Origin of the sequence: Streptomyces lacrimifluminis, assembly GCF_014646095.1 — a bacterium.
In the GTDB taxonomy this organism is placed as follows: Bacteria; Actinomycetota; Actinomycetes; order Streptomycetales; family Streptomycetaceae; genus Streptomyces; species Streptomyces lacrimifluminis.
Map to the genome: position 1 here is coordinate 63,490 of NZ_BMMU01000032.1, position 19,862 is coordinate 83,351.

16 protein-coding genes are annotated in these 19,862 nt (G+C 70.4%); 6 read left to right on the top strand and 10 right to left on the bottom strand.

The window, feature by feature from the left end:
* Nucleotides 1–39 precede the first annotated feature (39 nt).
* Entirely contained in the window at nucleotides 40–1,242 is a 1,203-nt protein-coding gene (locus IEY89_RS33460) for a cytochrome P450 family protein (protein WP_189151287.1), read from the top strand.
* A 135-nt stretch (nucleotides 1,243–1,377) separates the two neighbouring features.
* Here the strand turns inward: IEY89_RS33460 and IEY89_RS33465 are convergent, their stop codons facing one another.
* From IEY89_RS33465 to IEY89_RS33480, 4 genes are all read right to left on the bottom strand, one after another.
* Nucleotides 1,378–2,409 carry a LacI family DNA-binding transcriptional regulator gene (locus IEY89_RS33465; RefSeq protein WP_189151288.1) on the bottom strand — a complete coding sequence of 344 codons (1,032 nt, stop codon included), beginning with the start codon at nucleotides 2,407–2,409 and terminating at the stop codon, nucleotides 1,378–1,380.
* A gap of 76 nt (nucleotides 2,410–2,485) precedes the next feature.
* Entirely contained in the window at nucleotides 2,486–3,322 is an 837-nt protein-coding gene (locus tag IEY89_RS33470) for an ATP-binding cassette domain-containing protein (protein ID WP_189151289.1), read from the bottom strand.
* Complete coding sequence (locus IEY89_RS33475; RefSeq protein ID WP_189151290.1) at nucleotides 3,319–4,314, bottom strand: ABC transporter permease; 996 nt, start codon at nucleotides 4,312–4,314, stop codon at nucleotides 3,319–3,321. The genes IEY89_RS33470 and IEY89_RS33475 overlap by 4 nt, the downstream gene beginning before the upstream one ends.
* A 233-nt stretch (nucleotides 4,315–4,547) precedes the next feature.
* The gene (locus IEY89_RS33480) at nucleotides 4,548–5,564 is read right to left on the bottom strand and encodes a sugar ABC transporter substrate-binding protein (protein WP_189151291.1); all 1,017 of its coding nucleotides are present in this window, start codon (nucleotides 5,562–5,564) and stop codon (nucleotides 4,548–4,550) included.
* Nucleotides 5,565–5,774: 210 nt separating this feature from the next.
* Here IEY89_RS33480 and IEY89_RS33485 point away from each other — a divergent pair, with 210 nt between their 5' ends.
* Both IEY89_RS33485 and IEY89_RS33490 read left to right on the top strand, forming a co-directional pair.
* Complete coding sequence (locus IEY89_RS33485) at nucleotides 5,775–6,740, top strand: carbohydrate kinase family protein (RefSeq protein WP_189151292.1); 966 nt, start codon at nucleotides 5,775–5,777, stop codon at nucleotides 6,738–6,740.
* 103 nt (nucleotides 6,741–6,843) lie between these two features.
* On the top strand, nucleotides 6,844–7,146 hold the full coding sequence (locus IEY89_RS33490) for a putative quinol monooxygenase (RefSeq protein ID WP_189151293.1): 303 nt from the start codon (nucleotides 6,844–6,846) through the stop codon (nucleotides 7,144–7,146).
* Between the two features lie 124 nt (nucleotides 7,147–7,270).
* On the opposite strand, the gene IEY89_RS33495 is transcribed toward IEY89_RS33490, so the two are convergent.
* From IEY89_RS33495 to IEY89_RS33515, 5 genes are all read right to left on the bottom strand, one after another.
* Nucleotides 7,271–9,739, bottom strand: a complete 2,469-nt coding sequence (locus IEY89_RS33495) for a CBM35 domain-containing protein (protein ID WP_189151294.1) — start codon at nucleotides 9,737–9,739, stop codon at nucleotides 7,271–7,273.
* 106 nt (nucleotides 9,740–9,845) lie between these two features.
* Nucleotides 9,846–10,670: a carbohydrate ABC transporter permease gene (locus IEY89_RS33500; protein WP_189151308.1), complete on the bottom strand. Its 825-nt coding sequence runs from the start codon at nucleotides 10,668–10,670 to the stop codon at nucleotides 9,846–9,848.
* A 44-nt stretch (nucleotides 10,671–10,714) separates the two neighbouring features.
* Complete coding sequence (locus tag IEY89_RS33505) at nucleotides 10,715–11,650, bottom strand: carbohydrate ABC transporter permease (RefSeq protein ID WP_189151295.1); 936 nt, start codon at nucleotides 11,648–11,650, stop codon at nucleotides 10,715–10,717.
* 58 nt (nucleotides 11,651–11,708) lie between these two features.
* On the bottom strand, nucleotides 11,709–13,043 hold the full coding sequence (locus tag IEY89_RS33510; protein ID WP_189151296.1) for an ABC transporter substrate-binding protein: 1,335 nt from the start codon (nucleotides 13,041–13,043) through the stop codon (nucleotides 11,709–11,711).
* 112 nt (nucleotides 13,044–13,155) lie between these two features.
* A complete protein-coding gene (locus tag IEY89_RS33515) occupies nucleotides 13,156–14,202 on the bottom strand; it encodes a LacI family DNA-binding transcriptional regulator (RefSeq protein WP_189151297.1) in 1,047 nt (348 codons plus the stop codon).
* 105 nt (nucleotides 14,203–14,307) lie between these two features.
* On the opposite strand from IEY89_RS33515, the gene IEY89_RS33520 reads away from it, so the two are divergent.
* Together IEY89_RS33520 and IEY89_RS33525 are read left to right on the top strand one after the other, a co-directional pair.
* The gene (locus IEY89_RS33520) at nucleotides 14,308–16,482 is read left to right on the top strand and encodes a glycoside hydrolase family 36 protein (RefSeq protein WP_189151298.1); all 2,175 of its coding nucleotides are present in this window, start codon (nucleotides 14,308–14,310) and stop codon (nucleotides 16,480–16,482) included.
* 156 nt (nucleotides 16,483–16,638) lie between these two features.
* The gene (locus IEY89_RS33525; protein WP_189151299.1) at nucleotides 16,639–18,012 is read left to right on the top strand and encodes a cryptochrome/photolyase family protein; all 1,374 of its coding nucleotides are present in this window, start codon (nucleotides 16,639–16,641) and stop codon (nucleotides 18,010–18,012) included.
* Between the two features lie 27 nt (nucleotides 18,013–18,039).
* Here the strand turns inward: IEY89_RS33525 and IEY89_RS33530 are convergent, their stop codons facing one another.
* Nucleotides 18,040–19,056, bottom strand: a complete 1,017-nt coding sequence (locus IEY89_RS33530) for a MerR family transcriptional regulator (protein WP_189151309.1) — start codon at nucleotides 19,054–19,056, stop codon at nucleotides 18,040–18,042.
* Between the two features lie 150 nt (nucleotides 19,057–19,206).
* Between IEY89_RS33530 and IEY89_RS33535 the strand changes: the two genes are divergently transcribed.
* Nucleotides 19,207–19,806 (top strand): sigma-70 family RNA polymerase sigma factor, encoded by a 600-nt coding sequence (locus IEY89_RS33535; RefSeq protein ID WP_373287326.1) that lies wholly within the window; start codon nucleotides 19,207–19,209, stop codon nucleotides 19,804–19,806.
* The last annotated feature ends 56 nt before the right edge of the window (nucleotides 19,807–19,862 follow it).

Consider the following 19,862-nt stretch of genomic DNA (forward strand, 5'->3'; position numbering starts at 1 on the left):
GCTGCGGGCGGAGGCCCCCGGCTGTCTAGGGTGGAGGCCATGTCGACCACAACGCCCAGTCACTCGCCCCTTGTTGACCCTGCCGAGCTGATCGCCGACCCGTACGGTGCGTACGCGCGGCTTCGCGAGGCCGGGCCCGTCCACCGCATCACCGGAACGGACGGGCTTCCGGCCTGGCTCGTGACCCGCTACCACGACGTGCGCCACGCCCTGGCCGACCCCCGGCTCTCCCTCGACAAGGGCAACGCCAGGCCCGGCGGCTATCACGGGCTCACGCTGCCGCCCGCGCTCGACGCGAACCTGCTGAACATGGATCCGCCGGACCACACCCGGATCCGGCGACTGGTGTCCCGGGCGTTCACCCCGCGCCGTGTCGCCCTCCTGCGTGAACCCGTCAGGAAAACCGCCGGCTTACTGCTCGACACCATCGCCCCGCACGGCCGCGCAGACCTGATCGCCTCCTACGCGGCGCCGCTGCCGATCACCGTGATCTGCGAGCTGCTGGGCGTGGCTCCGCACGACCGGCAGGACTTCCGGGCCTGGACCGATGCCCTGGTGGCCCCGGACCCCGCACAACCGGACAGGGCGAAGGAGGCGGTCCGGTCCATGCTGGCCTTCTTCACCCAGCTCCTCGCCACCAAACGGGCCGCCCCCGCCGACGACCTGCTCTCCGCGCTGATCGCCGTACGGGACGAAGAGGACCGGCTGAGCGAGGACGAGCTCATGTCCCTGGCCTTCCTCGTCCTGTTCGCCGGATACGAGAACACCGTCCACCTGATCGGCAACGCCACTCTGGCCCTGCTCAGCCACCCCGGCCAACTGGCCGAGCTCCGCGCCGATCCCGGTCGGCTGGCCGGCGCGGTCGAGGAGTTGGCCCGCTACGACGGCCCCGTCCCGCTGGCCATCCGTCGCTTCCCCACCGAGGACGTGGTCATCGGCGGGATCACCGTTCCGGCCGGCGAGACCGTTCTCCTGTCCCTCGCCGCCGCCCACCGCGACCCGCGCCGCTTCACCGATCCCGACCGGCTCGACCTCGGGCGCGACGCCACCGGCCACCTCGCCCTCGGCCATGGCATCCACTACTGCCTGGGTGCGCCCCTGGCCCGGATGGAGACCGAGATCGCTCTCGCCGCACTCCTCGAACGATTCCCCGGGCTGGTCCTCGACGTTCCGGTGGACGAAGTACGCCGACGGCCCTCGATGCGAGCCCGGGGGCTGCTGAGTCTCCCCGTGCGCTTCTGACCGTGGGACGCGGACGCGTCGGCCGGGCCAGGCATCGGCGGGGCCGGCCGCCTCGCCGCCCTGCCGAGGAGCGGCGATGTCAGCCGGCTCTTCGCCGCAGACAGTCCAGCCGTGGGGTCGGTCGACGACCGCAGGTCACGCGTCCTGCAGTGCGGGGACGGGGAGTTCGCCCGAGCCCCGGACGATCAGGCGGGTGGGGACGGTGACGGTCCGGGCGCGGGTGCGGTCACCGTCGAGCCGGGTCAGAGCGGTGGCCGCCGCCGCCCTGCCGAGTTCTTCCGCGTCCTGGGCGACGACCGTCAGAGCCGGTTCGAGCGCCTCGGCGAGCGCCACCTCGTCGAAGGCGACGACGGCGACATCCTTGCGCTTGCTGCGGGCCAGTTCGGCCACTGTGCCCAACGCCATGATGTTGTTGCCGGCGAACAGCGCGGTGGGAGGATCGGCCAGGCCGAGCAGCTGGGCGGTCGCGGCCTCGGCGCCCTGCTGGTCGTGGGCGTTGCTGACGAGCGAGCGGTCGTAGGGGATGTCGGCTTCCTGCAGCGCCGAGCGGTAGCCTGCCAGACGTTCACGGCGGGTGTACAGCTTCAGGGGAAGGTCGCCGACGAAGCCGACGCGCCGGTGTCCGTGGGCGACGAGGTGGGCCACGCCGTCATGGGCTCCGGCACGGTTGGAGCTGACGATGCTGTCCGTGGCGAGGCCGACTCCGGGGCGGTCGAGGAAGATCACGGGGAGTCCCGCCGTGCGGTGGGACTTGAGATGGGAGTGGTCGGCGCCGACGGACGGCACGACGATCAGGATGCTGACGCGTCGGGCCAGGAACTTGTCCGTCAGGGCGCGTTCGCGATCGGGGGTGTCCGCGGAGGAGCCCATGAGCAGGGTCAGTCCGCGTTCGCGGACGGTGTCCTCGATGGCGCGGGCGACAGCTCCGAAGAAGGGGTTGGCGAGGTCGGGAATGACCAGGCCGATGGTCGTGTCCGGCCCGCCGACGCGGATGTTGCGGGCCATGAGGTTCGGCTGGAAGCCGAGCTTGGCCACTGCGGCCAGTACCCGCTGCCTGGTCTGCGCGGAGGCGGGTCCGTCCTCGTTGAGGACTCGGGAGACCGTCTTGGCGCTGACACCGACTTCGCGGGCGACGTCGGCCAGGGTGGGGCGGCGGTTCGCTGCCATGGAGGAAACCGTCTCCTGAGGGCTCTCGGTTCCGGCCGCGGCCTCGGCCGGAAACTGCGAGAGCGGTGTTGTGCTGTCAGGTGGCCTGGACTCCGGCGGCCTTGGCGGCCTCCGAATCCGCAACGACAGTATCTCCGGCCTCGTCGACGGTGAGTGCGCCGGTCATGATGGCGACGACCTCGGCCATGGAGTAGTCGGAGGGCTTGATCACGGCGGCGCGCCGGCCCAGGCGGTGCACGTGGATCCGGTCGGCGATCTCGAAGACGTGCGGCATGTTGTGGCTGATCAGAACGACCGGCATGCCCTTGTCCCGGACTCTGCGGATCAGGTCGAGAACCTGCCCGGACTCCTTGACACCGAGGGCGGCGGTGGGTTCGTCCATGACCACGACGCTGCTCGCCCAGGCGACGGACCGGGCGACCGCGACGGCCTGCCGCTGTCCGCCGGAGAGCGTCTCCACCGACTGCGTCAGCGAACGCAGGCCGATCTTCAGGTCGGCCATGTGCTCGGCCGCCTCCTGACGCATGCGCTTCTTGTCGAGCATGCGGAAGACACTGCCCAGGACGCCGGGGCGGCGCAGCTCCCGCCCGAGGAACACGTTCGAGGCGATGTCCATCGAGGCGGCCACGGCGAGGTCCTGGTACACCGTCTCGATGCCGTGGGCGCGTGCGCTCTGGGGCCCGGAGAAGGTGATGGGTTTGCCGTTCAGGCGAATCTCGCCCGCGTCCGGGACCACCGCGCCGGTGAGGGCCTTGATGAGACTGGTCTTGCCGGCGCCGTTGTCGCCGATGACCGCGAGGACCTCGCCGGGGAGCAGGTCGAAGTCGGCGCCGTCGATGGCGGTGACCTGGCCGTACCGCTTGACCAGGCCGCGGGCCTGCAGCACGGGCGTGGGGGAGGAGGTGGCGGTCATCGGGCCTTCTTCCGGGAGAGCTGGTCGACGGTCACCGCGAGGATCACCAGGACGCCGGTGATCAGGGTCTGGTAGATGGAGGCGACGCCCATCAGCTGGAGGCCGTTGCGGAACACGCCGACGATGAGGACGCCGATGAAGGTGCCCAGGACCGAGCCGCGTCCGCCGAAGAGGCTGGTGCCGCCGAGGACCACGGCGGTGATGCTGTCGAGGTTGTCGGTCTGCCCGGCCTGCGGATCGCCGACTCCGGTGCGGGAGATGAGCAGCACGGCGGCGATGCCGTACAACAGGCCGGCCACGGTGTAGATGCCGATGGTGAGGCGGGAGGTGCGGATGCCGTTCAGCCGGGCGGCCTCGGCGCTGTTGCCCAGGGCGTAGACGTGGCGGCCCCAGCCGGTGTTGCTCAGCGCGTAGGCGAGGAGGAGGAACAGGGCGATGGTGACCAGGGAGCCGTAGGTGATGTCCGTGTTGCCCAGCGGGAAGGTTTCGCCGAGGGCGGTGAGCGGGCCGGGCAGGTTGGTGACCGTCTGCTCCTCGGAGTAGATGTGGGTCAGCGCGAACGCCACGTTGAGCATGCCGAGGGTGACGATGAACGGCGGCAGCGGGATCTTCTGCACCAGCAGCCCGTTGAGCAGCCCGAACCCACCGCAGACCGCCAGGCCCAGCGCGATGGCGAGGAGCGGCGGCAGTGAGCCCTCGGCGGCCATCTTGGCGATCACGATGCTGCCGAACGCCATCACGGCGCCGCACGACAGGTCGATGCCCGCGGTGAGGATGATCAGGGTCTGCCCGATGGCGAGGGTGCCCACGACCATGACCTGCTGCACGATCAGCGAGAAGTTCCCGCCGGTCAGGAACTGGTCGGTCGAGAGGGAGAAGAAGGCGCAGGCCAGGAGGAGGGCGGCCAGGGGGCCGGTGGTCGGCGCCGTGAGCAGTCTGCGGGCCGTGGTCGGTGCCTTGAGGTCCGAGTACGGCGTGGTCGTGGCTGTCATGCGAAGTCCTTGTCGGAAGACAGATGTCCTTGTCGGAGGACGGGGCACTGAGCGGTTCTGAAGGAGCCGGGCGCGAGCAGCCCTCACCGGCCTGCGGCGAACGCCCGTACGTGCGACGCAGCGCTCAGCCCGGCCCGTGCCGCCGGGACAAGGGGGACGGCCGTCCCTGGCCGGGGAGGTGGGACGACCGCCCCGCTGGGGGGAGGGGCGGTGTCGTACGGTCCTCGGGCTGCTCAGCCCCAGCAGTTCTCCAGGCCGTAGGCGGTGTCCTTCGCCGTGACCCCGTCCTGCGCCTTGTCGGTGATCAGCGTGACGCCGGTGTCGGTGTAACCGGACGCCTTCTTGCCGTCCTTGGCGTACAACACGACCGCCTTGACGCCTTCGGCGGCCATCTTCAGCGGGTACTGCTGCGACGTCGCGGCGATCTTGCCGTCCTTGACGGCCTGGGTGCCGGTGCAGCCGCCGTCGACGGAGACGATCAGTACGTCCTTCTCCCGGCCCTTGGCCTTCAGCGCCGTGTACGCGCCGAGGGCAGCCGGTTCGTTGATGGTGTAGACGACGTTGATGTCGGGCTCCTTCTGGAGACAGTTCTCCATCGCCGTCTGGCCCTTGGCCTGGTCGCCGCCGGTGTCCTGGGCACACGCGACGTCCTTCTCGGCGGCGCCGAAGCCCTTGAGGAAGCCGTCGTGCCGCTGAACACCGACGGAGACACCCGGCGCGAGGTCGAGGGCGGCTATCTTCGCCGTCTTGCCCTTCATCGCGGCCTTGGCGTACTCGCCGATCAGCTCACCGGCCTTGACGTTGTCGGTGGCGAACAGGGCGTCGACCGCGCTCTGCGGCTCGGTCGGGGTGTCCAGGGCGATCACCAGAACGCCCTTGGCGCGGGCCTTCTCGATCGCGGGCACGATCGCCTTGGAGTCGCTCGGCGTGATCAGGATGCCCTTCACCCCGGCGGCGACCATGTTCTCGATCGCGGTGACCTGCCCGGCGTTGTCCCCGTCGAACTTGCCTGCCGCGGTGGACAGTTGGGCGCCGTTCTCCTTGGCGGCCTTCTCCGCGCCCTCCTTCATCTTCACGAAGAACGGGTTGGTGTCGGTCTTGGTGATCAGGCCGACCTTGACCTCGCCGGACCCGGAGGCGGAGCTGGACGAGCCCGATCCAGACCCGCAGGCCGTCAGGGTGAGTGCCGCGACGCCCGTGACCGCGGCGACTCTGAGGAGGGACGAGGACTGGCGAGTGGTGCGAGACATGATCGACTCCTGTGGGATAGCGGGCGGCACGGGGGCTGGGGTCAGAGCATGCCGCTCGGGGTGTCATCGTTGACTTATGTCATCGTTGACACTGCCTGGCCAGGATGATGGACTCCGGATCCCGGCAACGTCAATGCCTTCCACCCGTCACAAATCGGCAACGTCCTTGTCCGTCGTCCCCGCGCCGAGCCTCTCCGAGAAGAGCAGCCCATGAGCCCGCGTCAGATCACCGTTCTGGGGGAGTGCGTCGCGGACGCCTTCACCGAACCGGCGGCAAGCGCCCCGAACGAACTCGCTCTGCGGGTGCTGCCGGGCGGCGGACCTGCGAATACGGCGGTGGCCCTAGCCCGCCTCGGCACACCGGCCCGCTTTCTCGCGCGCCTGTCCGACGACGTGTTCGGCCGCCTGTTCCGGGCCCGTCTGGAGGCGTCCGGCGTCGACCTGGCGTACGCCGTCGCAGCAACCGAGCCCAGCACGCTGGCCGTGGCGGAACTGGACGCCACCGGGCAGGCCGCGTTCTCGTTCCACGCGCAGAACACGGCCGACTGGCAGTGGACCCCGGCGGAACTGGCGAGGGTGGATCTCTCCGAAACGACCTGCGTGCACACCGGATCGCTGGCACTGGTCCGTGAGCCCGGCGGAGCGGTGGTGGAGGAGTTCCTGGCGGCGGCGGCCGAGCGGGCCACCATCAGTGTCGACCCCAACGTCAGGCCGCTGTTGGTGCGCCCCGAGGTCTACCGCGCACGGCTGACGCACTGGTGCGCTCTCGCCGACATCCTGCGGCTGAGCGAGGACGACCTGGAACTGCTCCTGCCGGGCACCGCGCCGGAGGAGGCGTGCGACATCTGGCATACCGAGGGGGTACGGCTCGTCGTGATCACCCTCGGCGCCGGTGGCGCACTGGCCTCGCTCGACGGCGAACGGCTACGGGTGCCCGCGGTGGCCACGCGGGTCGTCGACACCGTCGGCGCGGGGGACTCCTTCACCGCCGGACTGCTGCACCACCTCGGTACCGGCGGACTCCTCGGTGGCCGTCTGACCGGGCTCGGTCTCGACGAGGTCGCGGAGGCCTGCCGGTTCGGAGCCGGGGTCGCGGCCCTGACCTGCTCGGTCGCCGGTCCCAATCCACCCTGGCTGAACGAGTTGACGCAGCACACGGCCACCGGCGGAGCCTGACGGTTCGGACGGCTCGCGCCGGGCGGAACCGCCCGACCCGTTGACGTACCGGCCGTATTCCGCGCCCACACCTGATGCCATCGACCGACAAGGACACGAGACCATGAAGAAGACCCTGCTCGCCGAGTTCACCGCCCGCGAGGGAGCACAGGACGAGGTCGCCCGCCTGATCGGGGACTACGCCCGGATCGTGCGCGAGGAAGAAGGCAACATCACCTTCGACGTCTACACCAGGGCAACCGCCCCGCGTGCCTTCTGGATCTTCGAGGTGTACCGGGACGAGGAAGCCTTCCAGGCACACCTGAACGCCCCCTACGGTGGCCCTTTCAACGCGGTTCTCGCTCCGCTGATCGAAGAGGACGCCTCCGTACTGACGTTCCTGAACCCCCTGGCCACGAATCCGTAGCGGGGGGGTTGTCAAGGGCTCCAGGGGGCGCCGTCGGTCATGGAGGCCACATGGTGCCGCCGGTCGTGGAGCCGGGCCGGATCTCCGCCGAGATCCGGCCCGGCCCTGTGCCGGAGTGGGTCGACTAGCCGATGACCCGGCCCAGTTCGATCCGGTCGATGTTCGGGGCCCAGGCGCTCGCGTTGCCGAACGTCAACGTGTTGGAGCCCGCCTTCAGGTCGACGGGGACGCCCAGCGTCCAGTAGTCGTCCCAGCTCCAGGTGTTCTTGAAGGTGACCGTCCGGGGGGCGGCGGTCCCCACCGTGAGCTCCGCCGTACGGGACATGATGTCCGTGTTGTAGGAGTGGCCGTTGTCGCGCCGCTCGTTGTGCGCGTAGCTGATGACCAGCATGTACCGGCCCGACTTGGGCGCGTCCACCGTGAACTCGGCGGTGCTGGCGGCACTGTTGCCGAGCCACCCGATGGAGGAACCGGCGGAGGCGTAGGCCGAGTCGACGAGCTTGGCGCCGCCCGCCAGGGTGGCCGAGGCGCCCTCGTAGGAGAGGGTGCCGGACGTCGAGCCGGCGCCCGAGACGTCGAGGGAGCGGACGGAGGCGCTCTTGGCCGTCACCGCGACGCGGTTGTTGCCCGCCACCAGATACAGCCGCAGAGCCTTGCCCGGCACCGCCGTCACCTTCTGGCCGTGCAGCTCCAGCCGCACCGGCGCCGAGGATCGCGGCACCACCGAGTAGTAGCCGTCGCGCGGTGCGTAGACGTCGAAGACCGCCTTGTCGCCGGGGCGCAGGCCGAGGGAGCCCGTGCCGACTCCGGCGGACGAGGAGTAGTCGTAGGACGGCCGGCCGCTGATGTCGGCGAGCGTTGCCTCGTACGACGCCGAGGGCACGGCGGAGGCGCGGGCGGTCAGGTCGACGCGGTCGAGGGTGACCTCGGCGTCGCCCTTGGCGAGCGTCAGGGTGTGCCGGCCGGCCGGGAGGTCGACGGTGACGTCCTTCTTGGCGCGGTAGGTCCAGTTCTCGGTCGAGGGATAGGAGACCGTGGCCGGAGCCCGGCCGTCGACCGAGAGCTTCTGCGTGGCCGGCGTCCCGGACTGGTTGCCGTAGAGGATCGCCAGGTCGTAGGTCCCGGCCCTGGGCACGTCCACCGTGAAGTCGACCTTGCTGGTGGCCATGCTGAGCGAGCCGACGTCCTTCGTCCCGGAGGCCGCGTAGCCGTTGGCGTTGCTGACCGTGCCCTGGGTGTAGACCTTGCCGTCGGTGATGGCCGCGTCCTCGGCCTCGTACGACGCCGACCAGGGGACGGACGCGGCGGCCGGGGTGCCGGAACCGCCGGGGGTGAGGACGACCCGGTACGCGGACATCTTGTGCAGGCCGCGCAGCGGGACGGTCACCGTGCCGTCGGCCGCGACCTTCACCTTCGTACGGGCGAGGACGCGGGGCGTCGCATGCTGACCCTCGTAGCCGGACCAGGCGGCCTCGGCGACGGTCGCGGTGACCGTCCGGCCGAAGACCGATCGGGAGACGTTGCGGACGACGACGTCGGCGTCACCGGCCGAGCCGCCGAGCAGGACCTGCGCCTGGCGGCGCTTCCTGTCGTACGAGGCCAGACCCTGGAGGGTGTCGACGGCGTTGGCCTGCGGCGGGGTCACCTTGACCGTGTCGCCGGTCAGACCCGCGTACCAACGGAAGAACCACCAGCCGCCGTTGGGGATGTTGCTGCGGACGACGTTGCCGTCGAGGTTGCCGGCCGCGTCCCAGTAGGCCTGGTTGGCGTACACCTTGTTCCGCTCGAACATCGCGACCCACTGGGCGAGTTGGCCCGGGACAGACAGGTCGCGGCGGTTGGCGTACTCATCGATGTTGATCTTCAGGGGTGCTATGCCGAGTTGGCGTTCCATCGAGCGGTAGTTGTCGTAGTTCCCCTGGAAGTTCTTGAGTGAGCTGGAGTCCAACTCGTGCCAGGTCATGATCTGGGGCAGGACGTTCTCCCGCTTGGCGAAGGCGAGGAAGTCGGTCAGCAGACGCGTGTGGTAGCCGGACTCGTTCGGGCCGGCGATCCTGGCGTCCGGGTCGATCGCGCGGATGCGCTCGTACACCGTCTTCCAGTCCTTGAAGAACCGGTCTCGATTGATCTCGTACTGCGCCTGGTCGGAGGTGCCGAGGTTGTACCAGATCTGGTCGGGCTCGTTGAAGGGGATGTAGACGAAGCGCTCGCTGTTCGGGTCGGCCGCCACCTCCTTGACGATCTTGTCGACCTTGGGGAGGTAGTCCTCGATGCCGAGATCCTCATAAGGCCACTTCGCGTAGATGTCCTGCATCATCACGTTGATCTCGCCGCCGCCGTTGCGGAAGAACGACTTCGAGACGGTGAGCGCGTCCCCGTTCGGGTGCTGGGCACCGCCCTCCGGCTTCTGCGAGACGCTGGTGATCTTCAAGGGCGCCAGCATCGCGTCGCTGGGCACACCGTCGTCGCTGAGCCCGTACAAAGTGCCGTTGGCACCGAGCATCACCGGGCCTTCGGACGCGGCGAGATCGACGGTGACGCGCTGCGCGTCGGCTGCTGCCGCGGGCCCCGCGGCGGGGAGGGTGCCTGCCATGGCGGCTGCTCCAAGTACGGCTGCGGCAAGGACGGTTGCGGTTCGGGATCTCGTGCGGGCTCGCGTGGGGGTGGGGGTGAGGGTGCTCACGCTGAGGGACCTCCGGTCATTTGACGGCTCCACTGGTGATTCCGGACACGATCTTTCGCTGGGCCACCAGGAAGATGGCGACCATGGGCAGGCTCATCACCACGACGTACGCGAAGACGAGATGCCAGTTGTTGAGGTAGAGCTGGGCACTGGCGACCTTGTAGAGGTTGAGCGGCAGGGTCGCCCTCTCTCCGCCGCCGAGGACGAAGAAGGCGTAGAAGATGTCGCTCCAGGCGTAGAGCGTCACCATGATCGTCGCGGTGGCGATGACCGGTCTGAGCAGCGGCAGAATGATCTGCCGGAAGATCCGCAGCGGCGACGCGCCGTCCATCCGCGCGGCCTCCTCCAGCTCCACCGGGACGGCCCGGATGAAGCCGGTCATGAAGAAGATCGACGTCGACAGGTACATCCCGGTGTACACGGCGATCATCCCGGGCCGGGTGCCCGCGAGCCCCAGCTGCCGCAGCTCCATGACGATGGTGATGACGGCGGGCGGCAGCAGCAGCCCGCTGATGCAGAGCGCGTACGCCGCCGAGACCAGCTTCGACTTGCGACGGGCGAAGACCCAGGCGGCGCCGGCACCCAGGATGAGGACGAGGGCGACCGAGGGCACCACGACGAGCAGGGAGTTGAGGAAGCCGTGCAGCATCTCGCCCTGGCTGACGGCCTCTTCGTAGTTGCTGCCCTGCTGCCAGTGCCGTGGCAGGTCCAGGTTCGGGGTGATCGCCTCGGCCTGCGGCTTGGCGGAGGTGACGGCGACCAGCCACAACGGTACGCCGACGGCGAGCCCGGCGAGCAGCAGGACGAGCGCCGGACGGCCGTACCGCCAGGCGGGGTTCACGGCGGACGCGCGACGCACGACGGATGCGGGGTTCACGGCGGTGCTCACAGGAGTTGCTCCCTTCGGCGCAGTCCGATGACGAGGGGGATCGCGACGGCGACCACGACGAGGAAGAGGACGAGGCTCATCGCGGAGGCCTGGGCGTACAGGCCCTGTCCGAAGATCCGGAACATGTAGATGTTGAAGACCTCCGTGGAGCCCGCGGGCCCGCCGCCCGTCGTGGCCTGCACGATGTCGAAGGTGTTCATCGAGCCGATCAGCGCCGTGGTGACGTTGAAGGTGAGGGCGGGCGCCAGCATCGGCCAGCGCACCGACCAGAAGGTCCGCCACGGCCCGGCGCCGTCGCACTTCGCGGCCTCCAGCATCTCGCCGGGGATGCCCTTGAGACCGGCGAGATAGATCAGCATGGACAGGCCCATCCACTTCCAGCCGTGGATGACGGTGACCAGGACCAGCGTCCAGGACGTCGAGCCGAGCCACGGGATGTCCGTGCCCAGGAGGCCGTTGACGGCGCCGTCCTGGTTGAACAGGGACTGGAAGACGTAGCCGGTGGCGAGCGCGGAGATGAGCACGGGCAGGAAGAAGACCGCGCGGAAGAACCGGTTGAACCGGCTGTCCGCCTCCAGCAGCAGGGCCAGACCGAGCCCGAAGCCGTTCTGGAAGACCGCTGCCAGCAGGGCGTAGAGCAGGGTCGTGCGGATCGCCCGCAGCAGTGAGCCGTCGGCGGCGATGGTCGTGAAGTTGTCGAGGCCGGTGAAGGCGATGTCCGGGTGGTACGAGGACCAGTTGGTGAACGGGTAGTAGAAGTTGAGCAGGTTCGGCACCAGGAAGAACGCCGCGAAGACGACGATCGCGGGGAGGGCGAACCACCAGGGGTGATGAACGGCGGCGCGCGGCAGCCGTCCCGCCTTTCCCGCCCGGCCCTTGGCGGGCGCCGGTTTCTGCGTGCGCGTGCGCGTGCGTATGGCCGTGTCCGCCATCGGAAAATCCTTGCCGGTCGGGTCGGGCGATCCAGAAGCCGGTCGAGAAGCTGCCGGTCTAGAAACCGGGCGCGGCCTGGGCCTTGGCCACCTGTGCGAACTGGTCCTGGATCGCCTGCGCGACCTGCTGGGGACTCTTCTTGCCGTAGAGCATGTCGGCGAGGTACAGGTGGGTGTCGGGCGCGACGATCGCCTTGGCCTGGAAGACACCGATGGCGGTGGGAAGGGACTTGACCTGCGCCATCGACGCCTCGGGAAGGCCGGCAGGGGTCGGCACGGACGGCTGCACGGACGGGATCTTCATCGCGTTGATGTAGTCGGCGTAGTCCGGGCCGAGCCAGAAGGCCAGGAACTGCCGGGAGGCGTTCTGCCGCTTCTCGTCACCCGTCCTGAAGGCGACCACGCCGTTGGTCTGGTCGGGCGAGTACAGGCCGGTGGCCGAGGAGTTGGCGACCGGGAACCAGCCGATCTTCCTGTCGATCTCGGCCGTGGAGTACTTGGCCTGCAACTGGCTCTGGAACGAGGTGACGTTGAGGACCATTCCCGACTCGCCCTTCCAGAGGGAGTCTGCCTGCCCGGTGAAGGTGCCGGTCTTGTAGTTCTTCTGCGCGAGCCCGGCGCCGAGCAGCTTCTCCTTGTACTTCTTGATGGCGCCGACGACGACCGGGTCGGTCCACTTCACCTTGTTCTGGTTGAGGTCGGCCCACCACTGCTTGTCGAGGTCGGTGAGCTGGACCTGCATCTGCCACTGCAGCGGCCACTTGTCGCCGCCGGCCTCGTAGAACCCGGCCGCGTCCGTCCTGTCCGTGACGGTCCTGCCGAGGGCCAGCAACTCGTCGTACGACGTGGGGAAGTCGGCCTCGCTCAGCCCGGCCTCCTTGAAGACGTCCTTGTTGTAGTAGACGCCGAGCATGGCGGGGCTGGTGACGATCGCCGCGTACCGCTTGCCGTCGATCACACCGAGCGACGTCTCGGTGTCACCCAGCTTGGACACCCACTCCTCCCCGTCGAGGGTGAGGAGGTTCTGCTGCGGCTGGATGAAGGGCAGCGTGGAGACGGACGGCTGCCAGAACATCAGGTCCGGCCTGTCGCCCGAGGCGAGCTTGGTCGGCACGTTCTGCTCGTACAGGTCGGGGATCGCCTGCGTCTCGACCTCGGCTCCGGTGGCCTTCTCGAAGGCGTCGATGACCTGCCTCGGCGCGTTGAGGGTGTTCTGCGCGGTCCACATGGTCAGCTTCACGCCGTCCAGGCGGGCGGTCGGGTCGACCTTCGCCCGCCTGGCGCCCGAGTCGGAGGCGGAACCGGAGTCGCCGGCGGTCGGGTCACTGCAGGCGGTGACGGACAGGGCTGCGACGCATATGAACGCCAGCGCGGGGAGGGCTCTTCTCGTCATGACGTGCCTTTCGCGAACGGGCTCAGATGGGCGGATCGGGAAGCGGTCCGGCTGAGAAGGTGCGAGCGGGCGGAGCGAGTGGGGGAGCGGCGCGGGTGGTGCGGGAGCGGGTTCAGCCGCGCGCGGGCGGCGGCCCAGAGCTCTCCCGCACCACCAGTTCCGGTACGGAGACGGGATGCGGGGCGATCTGCGCGGACTCCTCCAGCGCACCGTGCAGCAGAGCGAACGCGGACCGGCCGAGGCCGGTGAAGTCCAGGCGTACGGTCGTCAGCGACGGGGTCAGATAGGCGGAGTGCGGGGCGTCGTCGAACCCGGCCACGCTCACCTCACCGGGGACCGGGCGGCCCGCCTCGTGGAGGGCGCGGATCACCCCGAGCGCCAGGTCGTCGTTGCCGCACAGGATCGCGGTGACGTCGGTGTCCTGCGCGAGTTGCAGGCCCGCTGTGTGACCGCCCGCCGGGCCCCAACTCCCCTGCAGCGGAAGGGGTTCCGGCGCGCCCGCCTCCCGGAGAGCCTGCTGCCAGCCGGTCGTCCGGGCGCTGGTGCGCCGGGTGCTGGAGGGGATGGCGACGTAGTGCACGGTTTCGTGGCCGAGGGAGAGCAGATGGCGGGTCGCCTCGTAGGCGGCCTCACGGTCGTCGGCCCACACCCAGGGACGGTCGTCGCCGGGCGGGCTGGCGGGGGTCTCGACCACGCCGACGACCGGCAGTTCGGCGGGAACGGCACCCAGGGCCCGTACACCGGCCGGATCGTATGCGATCACGATGAGACCGCCGCCCGAGTCCGCCGCCCGCTGCACCTGGGCGGCGATGGCGGCCTCGTCGGCTTCGTCGGTCGATTCGAGGACACCGACCCCGACGCTGTACGCGGCGGCGCGGGCGGTCTCCTCGATGCCCTGGAGGATCGAGGCGTAGCCGTAGTGCGTGGTGTTGGAGGTGAGCACGGTCACGGCACGGCTGCGTCCGCTGGCGAGAGCGAGAGCGGTGGAGTTGCGCCGGAACCCCAGCTCGTCGATGGCGGCGAGCACTCTGTCGCGGGTCGACGGCTTGACGCTGGGGTGGTTGTTGATCACCCGGGAGACGGTCTGGTAGGAGACTCCGGCCGCCGTCGCGACATCCCGGATGCTCACTGAGCGCCTTGTGTGACCGGTCACATTCATGCCAGGATTGTGACCGGTCACATGGGGCTCGTCAAGAGACCGTAACCGTCAATTCACGCGGCAGAATCAGACCTTCGGCGCAGGCGCCATCGGGAGGGGAAGACGTTGACCGGTACGTCGGATTCGGCGGGCACGACCCCCCGCACCACCACTGAGCAGCACTTTGTCTGGGGCCACCGCGCCCTGGAGGCCGAGTTCGCCACCGGCGCCGACGGGGTCCTGTGGCTGGTCCGGCTGATCCGCCCCGACTCCCGGCCTCCGACGAGCGGGAGTACCTCCACCGGGGCCTCGGCATGCGAACCCGGCCCGGACGCACCCCTCCACCTCGTGGAGCTCACCGCCCTCGGCAACGGCAGCGGCTGGTCGGGTCCCCGCTTCACCGGTACGGCCTTCGGCGCCCGGCTGCGGCACCGGGGCCACACCATCCGGGAAGCCGACGGCTGGACGTACCTGACCGTCGAACTGCACGACGCCGTCAGCGCGTTGACCGCCTTCGTCGAGCTGTCCTCGCCCGTCGGACTGCCCGTGCTGCGCTCCCGTGTCCGCCTCCGCAACGACGGGAAGGAACCCCTCGTCGTCCAGTCCGTCAGTAGTCTGCTGCTCGGTGCCCTGCCTTCTCCCGGCGGCCTCGACGTCCACCGCGCCCGCAACGACTGGCTGGCGGAGTGCCGTTGGCACACCGAGCCGCTGCGCGACACCGTCAGCGACATCCACGTCGACGTCCACCAGCACGACAGCCGGGCGTCGCTGACCCTGACCGGACGCGGCAGCTGGCCCACCGACGGGCACCTTGCGATGGGCGCCCTCACCGAACGCGACGGCGACCGGGCCTGGTTGTGGCAGATCGAATCACCGGCCGGCTGGCGCTGGGACCTCGGCGAGCGCGACAAAGGCACGTATCTGGCGCTGAACGGTCCCATGGACGCGGAGCACCAATGGCGGGTCCGCCTCGCACCCGGCGCCGAGTTCACCACTGTGTCCGGCGTCCTGGCCCTCGGTTCCGGCCTGGACGACGCCTTCGCCGCTCTGACCTCCTACCGCCGTGCCGTACGCCGCCCGCACCCGGACCACACCGCACTGCCGGTCGTCTTCAACGACTACATGAACACCCTGATGGGCGACCCGACGACGGAGAAACTGCTGCCTCTGATCGATGCCGCCGCCCGGGCCGGGTCGGAGTACTTCTGCATCGACTCCGGCTGGTACGACGACAGCACCGAGGGCTGGTGGGACGGCGTCGGCGAGTGGCTGCCCTCGCCGCGCCGCTTCCCCGACGGCGGAATCCAGGCGGTCCTGCACCGGATCAGGGAGCGCGGCATGGTGCCCGGGCTGTGGCTGGAGCCGGAGGTCGTGGGCGTGCGCAGCCCCGTCGCGTCCGAACTCCCGGCGGAGGCATTCTTCCAGCGGGACGGCGTACGCATCGCCGAGCAGGGCCGCCACCAGCTGGACCTGCGACACCCGGCAGCCCGCGCGCACCTCGACAGGACGGTGGACCGCATCGTCGGCGACTGGGGCGTCGGCTATCTCAAGCTGGACTACAACATCGTGGTCGACCCGGGAACCTGCGCCGCCGGGGACATCGCGCCCGGAGCCGGGCTGCTCGGCCACGCCCAGGCGTACCTGGACTGGCTCTCCGGGGTACTGGACCGGCACCCGGGCCTGGTGATCGAGAACTGCGCCTCGGGCGGGATGCGGATGGACGGGGCCACGCTGGCCGTCACCCAGCTCCAGTCCACCAGCGACCAGCAGGACCCCCTGCTCTGCCCGCCGATCGCCGCCGCCGCACCGACCGCGGTCCCGCCCGAGCAGGGCGCCGTCTGGTCCTACCCGCAGCCCGGCTTCGACGACGACCTGATCACCTTCACCCTGGGCGGGGCGCTGCTCGGCCGGATCCATCTCTCCGGCCACCTTGACCGGATGTCGGAGCACCAGCTCGCCCTCGTGGGGGACGCGGTGGCCGTGTACAAGACGCTCCGCGGCGATCTCACGGAGGCGGTGCCGTTCTGGCCGCTCGGTCTGCCGGGCTGGACCGACGAGTGGGTGGCCCTGGGTATGCGGGTGCCGGGTGACCGTACGTCCTATCTCTCGGTGTGGCGCCGTGGCGGAGAGTCGGAACTCCGCCTGCCTGTGGGGCGCTTGGCGGGCCAGGAGGTCCGTACGGAGATCCTGCACCCGTCCGTTCCTACCGCCGGTTCGGCGGTCTGGGACGGGGGCGGACTGCGGGTGTCACTGCCGCGCACGCCCGCTGTCCTGCTGATCCGGCTCACTGCGGGCGGGTGAGACGGACCGGGAACGGCGCAAGCCGGATGGTGTCGGTGGATCTACTCTGATATGAGCCGCTTCGTTCATCGAGGGAAAGGGCAAGTGGCGGCCGTCGGCGACAAGAGTTCCGCCCGGGGTGCATCCAAAGCGGGCTCCGACCCGGAAATGGTCACCATGAACGTCTCAGTCGTCCTGTTCACCTCCGACCTGCGTCTGCACGACCATCCGCCGCTGCGGGCCGCCCTGGAAGACGGCCGCGAGATCGTCCCGCTGTTCGTGCGGGACCCGGCGGTGGACGGCGCCGGGTTCGCCGTGCCCAACCGGCTGGCCTTCCTCGCCGACTGCCTGAGCGATCTGGACGCCGGTCTGCGCGAGCGGGGCGGACGGCTGGTCGTGCGCCACGGCGACCTCGTCGGCGAGGTGTGCCGGGTCGCCGCCGAGGCGGGCGCCGACGAGGTGCACATGGCGACCGACGTCAGCGGCCACGCGCGCCGACGGGAGGACCGGCTGCGCCGCGCCCTGGAGGCGGACGGCGTACGGCTGCACGTGCACGACACGGTGAACGTCGCCGTCGCCCCGGGTGCCGTGGCCCCGGCAGCCTCGGACCACTTCGCCGTCTTCACGCCGTACTTCCGGCACTGGTCGCAGCAGCCGCTGCGGGAGCCGCTCGGGGCGCCACGCACGGTACGGGTGCCTGACGGCGTCGGATCCGGGTCTCTGCCGTCCCGCAGCGGACTGGCGGGCCTCTCGGAGGGTCTCGCCGCCGGCGGCGAGACCGAGGGCCGCACGCGGCTCACCGCATGGCTGCGCGACGAGCTGGCGTCGTACGAGGAGGGCCATGACGACCTGGCGGGCGACGTCACCTCCCGGCTCTCCCCGCATCTGCACTTCGGCACCCTCTCCTCCGTCGAACTCGTCCACCGGGCCCGCCGGGCGGGCGGAGCGGGCGCCGATGCCTTCGTACGGCAGCTCGCCTGGCGCGACTTCCACCGTCAGGTTCTCGCGGCCCGCCCGGACGCTGCCGTCTCCGACTACCGCACCCGGAACGACCGTTGGCGATCGGAGGCGGAAGCGCGGGAGGACGTCGAGGCGTGGAAGGAGGGCCGCACCGGCTACCCGATCGTCGACGCGGCGATGCGCCAGCTGCGTTACGAGGGCTGGATGCACAACCGGGGGCGCCTGCTGACCGCGAGCTTCCTCGCCAAGACGCTGTACGTCGACTGGCGTGTCGGCTCCCGGTACTTCCTGGACCTGCTCGTGGACGGTGACGTTGCCAACAACCAGCTCAACTGGCAGTGGATGGCCGGTACCGGGACCGACTCACGGCCCAACCGGGTCCTCAACCCCGTCACCCAGGCCAAGCGGTACGACCCCGACGGCGCGTACGTGCGCCGCTGGGTGCCCGAACTGCGGTCGCTGGAGGCTCCCGTGGTGCACGAGCCGTGGAAACTGCGCGGCCTGGACCGAGCCGCAGTCGACTACCCGGACCCGGTCGTCGGCCTGCCGGACGGGCTCGACCGCTTCAAGCGGGCCCGCGGTCTCGGCTGAGCCACCGCCGGGCCACCGCGGGTGACCTCACCGGCCCTCCGTGTAGAGGGCCTCCAGGGTGTCCAGGGCGTCCTTCAGCGACGGAGGCCAGGTCATCCCCGGGTCCGATCGGCCGAGCCAGCCGGGGCCGCACGGCACCACCAGGGGACTGCGCCGGGCGCCCTTCACACCCCACCGGGTGCGGGCGACGCGCCGGGCCAGCGCCAGGCTCGCCGTGGAGCGGGCCTGTGCCCACAGGACGACGGCCGCCGGGCCGAGCCGGTCCACCGCCGCGGTCAGCGCCTCAGCGGGGACCGCGGACCCGAACATCCGGGTGGGCAGGCCCCGTTGGCTCAGCCCGGCGTGCAGCGCCTCCAGCGCCAGCGTGTGCTGTTCGCCGGGCATGCAGGCCAGAACCACCGGTCCGGGCGCGGAAGCGCCGCCGCAACGGGCCGCCGGGCCGGCGAAGCGGCGCAGGGTGGTCGAGACGTGCCAGGACAGGAGATGCTCCACCTCGACGTAACGGTCCCCTGACGAGGCCCATTTCCGGCCCACGGCATGCAGCGTCGGCAGCATCACCTCCTGCCAGGCGACCACGAGACCGTGGGCGTCGACCGCCGTGGCCAACTGCTGCTCCACGGCGGGCGCGTCGAGCCGTACGGCGGCACGGGCGAGCCCTCTGCACTCCCGGCGCACGTCGCCCAGCGGCAGCGGGCCCGCAGCGCGGGAGGCCGCGCCGGGTGCCGGTTCCGGCGCGCCGGCAGGCTCCCGGTCCTCGCCCGACGCCCCGGCCGCGGTCTCCCGTGCGGCGCGGGCCGCCTCCGCGGGCGGCACACCGGCGGACGTGAGCCGGCACATCGTCTCCAGGACGGCTACGTCGTGCGGAGCCCATCGGCGGTGCCGGCCGTCCGGGCGGATCGCGGGCCCGATGCCGTAGCGGTGGTCCCAGGAGCGCAGCGTCGTGGGTGACACACCCAGCCGGCGGGCCAGTGTGCCGGTGGTGAGGCTTGTCGCGACGTCCTGGGGTGCCGCCTCCGAGCGGGCCGTCACGCTGTCATCCGTCATGCCGTCCATGGGACGACTCTACGATTCACGACCCGCTATACGACGCAGAATCGATGCGAGTTGATGCGCTGGGCCCGGACTCGGACGATGGCGGAACCGTCGTACGCCGGATCGCGACGCCGGATCCGTTCCGTGCAAGGAGTTTTCGTCATGACCATGTCCGAGTGCACCGCTCCGGTCGGCCCGCCCACCATGTGCCCCGACGACGAGGAGCTGGTCCGGGGCCTTCTCGCCGGCGACGAAGCATGTCTGGCGGCTGTGTACCGGCGCTGGGCGGCTCTGGTGCACACCCTGGCCTGGCGGTCCCTCGGAGACGTGAAGGAGGCCGAGGACGTCACCCAGCAGGTGTTTCTCGGGGTGTGGTGCGGTCGGCGGGGCTACCGGCCGGAGCGTGGTCCGCTCGTCGGGTGGATCGTGGGCATCGCCCGGCACCGGATCGCCGACGCGCTGGCCGCGCGCACCCGCCGCTGCCGACTGATCGCCGCTGCGGGGTCCTCGCCGGCGCTCGCCGCCCCCGCGGACGACCGGTTCGAGGGCGCCCTGGACCGGGTGGTCGTGCGCGCCGAATTCGCCAAGCTGGCCTCGGCCCAGCAGCGGGTACTGCGGCTCGCCTTCTACGAGGACCTGAGCCAGAGCCAGATCGCCGAGCGCACGGGCTGGCCGCTGGGCACCGTCAAGAGCCACGCACGGCGCGGGCTGTACCGGCTGAGGCGCGAACTCGAAGCCGTCTTCGACGCGGAAACGGTGTGACCCTCCGCGCTGCCCGCGCTGCCCGCGCTGCCCGCGCTGCCCGCGCTGCCCGCGCT